The sequence below is a fragment of the Dietzia sp. DQ11-71 genome (assembly GCF_014144995.1).
In the GTDB taxonomy this organism is placed as follows: domain Bacteria; phylum Actinomycetota; class Actinomycetes; order Mycobacteriales; family Mycobacteriaceae; genus Dietzia; species Dietzia kunjamensis.
Window position 1 is genome coordinate 1 of record NZ_JAALDT010000378.1, and the last position, 4,550, is coordinate 4,550.

The window sequence follows — 4,550 nt, forward strand, 5'->3', positions numbered from 1 at the left end:
CCAGTCCGGGTGTCTCACCTCAGTCTGGCGGATAGGGGGCACCCAGGCCATCTGCACCGACTGCGCAGGGATCGACGATCCCCGGCTGACCTGCACCCGCTGCGGCGACCAAGACGAACCACACCGCCGCGGACTCTGCGCCCGATGCTGCCTCACCGACGACCTGACCGCCCTGCTCACCACCGCCGACACCGGACTCGTCTCCACCGAACTGCAACCACTACTCGACGCGCTGACCAGCCAAGACCACCCTCGCAGTGCGCTCATCTGGCTACGCAACCCCGACGTTCGCCAGCTCCTCTCCGGCTTCGCGCAACACCGCGTGCCCATCAGTCACGACACCTTCGCCCACTACCCCGCCGAGCGCACCGCACGTCACCTACGGGACCTGTTCATCAGCTGCGGAATCCTCGCGCCCTATGACCGCAACCTCGACCGCTTCACCAGCTGGCTCGAGAAAAAGCTCGCCTCCACACCAATCCACCAATCGCAGCAGATCATCACCGGATTCGCCACCTGGCATCACCTGCGCAACCTCCGCGCCCGCGCGCAGCGCCAACCCCTGGAGAACGGGCCGATCGCCAACGCCAAACAGGAGATCACCGTGGCGATCGACTTCGCCAACTGGCTCTACACCCGTAATACGCCGCTAGCGGAAGCGACACAGTCCGATATCGACACCTGGCTCGCTACCGGGCCGACCACCCGCAGCACCGCCAGGATGTTCGTCAAATGGTGCATCACGCACCAACACATGGCCGCCCACCTCGCGTTCCCCCACCGACGGGCTCGAACCAGTCCCATGACCAGCGACGATGAGCGCTACGCCCAGTTGGCCACGATTCTGGAACGGCGAGAGACCCCGGTGTGTCAAAGCCGCCACGGTCCTGCTGCTGATCTGCGCGCAACCAGTCTCGCGCATCGCCGCCATCCGACTGGACGCACTGAGAACCGACGACAGCAACGGCCTGTGGATCCGCTTCGCCGACGCCGAGGTAGCACTCCCGCATCCGCTCGCCGACCCGGTGACCGCACTCATCGCCCATCGCCCCAACATGACCACCGCCGCCAACCGAACATCCCAGTGGCTATTTCCCGGGGTCACTGCAGGTCATCACATCAACCCGCAGACCCTGATGGGCAAGCTCCGCGACAACGGGATCGATCTTCGAGGCGCACGCAACAGCGCGATGCGCGAGCTGGTCCGCAGCATTCCCCCGGCGATCGCGGCAACCCAGTTCGGATACAGAGCTCAAACAACCAAACGCCACGCATTCATCAGCGGCGCCACCTGGAGCGCCTACCCCGAACTCCACCAAGAACCCGGCCCCTGATCAACCGCGACTCAACAGCACCCGGAAACCAGTATCGTTACGCGTTTCCGCTGTTACCCACTGGCGTCCGGACAGGTGCGGACCTGCGCGTGGCGAGTACAGAACCGAGCCGATCTTCTCCCCGGGCTGGCGCCCGTGAACTGGCCGTATCTGCGCCCCCGGACCCCAGCGACGCACCACCTCCGTCGACTCGGGCGCGCTGACCCGGGCCCGCGAAGCGCTCGAGCGGCCCGGCGTGGTGCTGCCTCCGCGCCGCCAGCGGCCCACCGGCCTGGCCAAGCTCGACGTCCCGCTCAAGGGCAAGATCGCCGACGGTCCCGCGGAGGGCCGCGCTCTGGCACGCCTCACCGATCTGGGCCTGGGCCAGAAGCTGCGCGCCCTGCTCGCCGAGCCCGACCAGGACGCACCCGAGTGGCTGGCCCGCGCCTGCGTACCGGTCCTGCGCGAGTGGGGCTGGGACGACCGCCCGACCGGTGTCGCGGCGCTACTCACCGGCGAGCACCCGATCCTCGTACAGAGCCTGGCGCGCGCGCTGTCACAGATGGGCCGTATGGACTACCTCGGCGAACTCAGCCGCGACGAGGCGCTCCCGACGGTGACCGCCCAGAACTCGGCCTACCGCGTGGCCCAGCTGTGGGGCACGTTCTCCGGCCCGTCGACAGCGTCCGACGGCCCCGTCCTCCTGGTCGCCGACCTGCTCGGGACGGGGTGGACGATCACCGAGGCAGCCCGGCATCTCCGCTCGTCCGGGGTCCCGGCTGTCCTGCCGCTGGCGGTCGCCTCCGCCGGCTGAATCGCTGCCGGCGCATCGACAAACCGGAGTCCGGCACGGGATCATCGACCCATGGGTAATGCAACGAGGCCGTCACCGCCAGCCGGACCGGGGTTCATCACCACCCGATCGGAGCTGACATGAGCGCCCTGACGGTGGCCGCGCTCGCGGTGGGGTTCGTCCTGCTCATCGGCGGCGGCGAAGTGCTGGTGCGGGGCGCCGGCGGTCTGGCCGCGACCCTCGGGATCTCCCCGCTGGTGGTGGGACTCACCGTCGTCGCCTTCGCCACCTCGGCGCCGGAGTTCGCGGTAAGCGTCGATGCCGCGCTGAGCGGATACCCGGGGTTGGCCGTCGGCAACGTGGTGGGCAGCAACATCGCGAACATCCTGCTCATCCTGGGGTTGACAGCGATCGTCGCCCCTCTGGTGGCGACGTCCCGGGTCGTGCGGGTCGATATCCCCATCATGGTTCTGTTCTCGCTGGTCTTGCTGCTTGTGGCACTCGACGGCACGATCAGCTTCCTCGACGGTCTGCTGTTGTTCGCCGGCCTCGTGGCGTATGTGGTGGCGACGATCGTCATCTCGCGCAAGCAGAGTGGAGGCCGGGCCGCCGCGGCATCGGAGGAGCCGGTCGGTGACGGTGCCGCCGACGACAGCTCGGGGAGCGACAGCGCGGACGAGACGCGGTCGTCCGGCGTCGCCGCGTCGCACCCGGTTCTCGTCAGCAGCGCTCTTGTGATCGTCGGGGTCGTCATGCTCGTGGTCGGGGCGCGCCTCCTCGTCACCGCGGCGAGCGACCTCGCGGCGGCATGGGGAATGAGTGACCTGGTCATCGGCCTCACGGTGGTGGCCGTCGGGACATCCCTTCCCGAACTCGCGACGAGCATGGTCGCGGCGATCCGAGGTGAGCGCGACCTGGCGATCGGAAACATCGTGGGCAGCAACATGTTCAACATCGGTGCCGTTCTGGGGATGACCTCACTCATCGCGCCGATCGAGATCGCGGCCGGGGCCATCCGCTTCGACCTGCCGATCATGCTCGCGGTGTCCCTGGCACTGCTCCCGATCGCCTTCACCGGCCTGGCGATCGCACGGTGGGAGGGCGTTCTCTTCACCGGTTTCTACGCCGCGTACATCGCCTACGTCGTGCTCCAGGCGGCCGACCACGACGCGCTGGGGCCGTTCAGTGCCGCGATGCTGTGGTTTGTCATCCCCATCACCGCTCTGTGGTTGATAGTGCTGGCCACCTACGAACTCGGTGTGCTGCGTGGGCGGGCGCAGACCCGCGGGCGGCCGGTCACAGGTGACAGTGCTGCTCAGGACGCGGCGGCCGGCGGCTCAGGGGCCTCCCCGCCGCGCGCATGACAGCGACGACCGCCGCGCCGGCGGTGCCTGCCTCGATCAGACCTCCCGCGCCATCGCCCGGCCGGCCTTCATCCCCGAGAAGATGCAGCCTCCGAGGAACGTGCCCTCCAACGAGTTGTAGCCGTGCACGCCGCCGCCACCGAAGCCGGCAGCGGGTGCACACGGAAGCCTTCCCAGCGGTCCGTCCCGTACACGTACTCGGCGACGAGCCCGAGGCGGGGCTGTCCTTCGACGCCCAACTCAGGCTGGTCGCGCTGCTGCTCGAGCCTGGCAGCCGCCCTCGACCTCACGGGGCGGCGAGCCTGGCGTGCGTGAGCGTCTGCAGCAGGTCCACGTTCCCAGCCGACGGTGGGGATGATCCGCAGGCCCAGGTCGTGCAGGTATTTTCGCTTCTCCCCGGCGGCGAACTCGACGTACGCCCGCGCCCACTGCCGCGGCCAGTGGCCCTCGGGGCGGTCGAACCCGGCGGAGCCGAGCCAGTCCCGCCACGCCAGCTCGAGGGAGTCGGAGATCCCGATCCGCCGCTGCTCCGGGGTGTCCACCAGGAAGAGGCGGTGTCGTCGCCGACAGAGACCACGCCCAGGTTGGGCGCCAGCGCCGCCCGCCTGGGTCCGCTCCGCCACGTGCTGCGTCCAACCCCACCGAAAACTCGACACCTCAGAACCCGGCACCTGATCAGTAGTAGTCTGCGTATTGCATCAGATGAATCATCTGAGGGCCTTGAGCCCCCTCCTGCGCGGCTTCGATCTCGGCCCCGACCTGCGGCGTAGGCCGATCCCGGGCGACGCCACCCACCTGTCTCGTCTCGGACGGAATGTCTACAGGCGGTAGAACGGCGATTCTAACCACGTCGTTGATCAGCCCGGCTTACCGCCAAGGCTCATTTGGGTGTGTCGCCCAATGTCCCGCCGGTCTCAGGTTTCGTGCTTAGCTCATCTTGTTCCAGCCTTGCCGCTGAGTGTCCTGCTGTGTGCAACCCAGAGTCTCCTTTGTCGCGCGTCACGGCGGTTGCTCCTTTTCCGAGATCGGATCCCTCGGCATGGCCGCGCCAGCGTTCACGGGTGGATTCGTCGAGTTCCT

At 68.2% G+C, this 4,550-nt stretch carries 4 protein-coding genes and 1 pseudogene; 3 read left to right on the forward strand and 2 right to left on the reverse strand.

Translation table 11 applies throughout. The features are described 5' to 3' along the window. The first annotated feature begins 815 nt into the window (after positions 1 to 815). From G6023_RS12910 to G6023_RS12920, 3 genes are all read left to right on the forward strand, one after another. The gene (locus tag G6023_RS12910; RefSeq protein ID WP_182635874.1) at positions 816 to 1,334 is read left to right on the forward strand and encodes a hypothetical protein; all 519 of its coding nucleotides are present in this window, start codon (positions 816 to 818) and stop codon (positions 1,332 to 1,334) included. A gap of 235 nt (positions 1,335 to 1,569) precedes the next feature. Beyond that, positions 1,570 to 2,127, forward strand: a complete 558-nt coding sequence (locus G6023_RS12915) for a hypothetical protein (RefSeq protein ID WP_241727854.1) — start codon at positions 1,570 to 1,572, stop codon at positions 2,125 to 2,127. A 119-nt stretch (positions 2,128 to 2,246) separates the two neighbouring features. Beyond that, positions 2,247 to 3,470 (forward strand): calcium/sodium antiporter, encoded by a 1,224-nt coding sequence (locus tag G6023_RS12920; protein WP_182635876.1) that lies wholly within the window; start codon positions 2,247 to 2,249, stop codon positions 3,468 to 3,470. Positions 3,471 to 3,763: 293 nt separating this feature from the next. Here the strand turns inward: G6023_RS12920 and G6023_RS12925 are convergent. Both G6023_RS12925 and G6023_RS15770 read right to left on the reverse strand, forming a co-directional pair. After that, positions 3,764 to 4,021, reverse strand: a pseudogene (locus G6023_RS12925) (FAD-binding protein); the annotation flags it as partial. Positions 4,022 to 4,350: 329 nt separating this feature from the next. Next, the coding region (locus tag G6023_RS15770) for a hypothetical protein (protein WP_206681001.1) at positions 4,351 to 4,550 on the reverse strand (200 nt) is incomplete at its 5' end.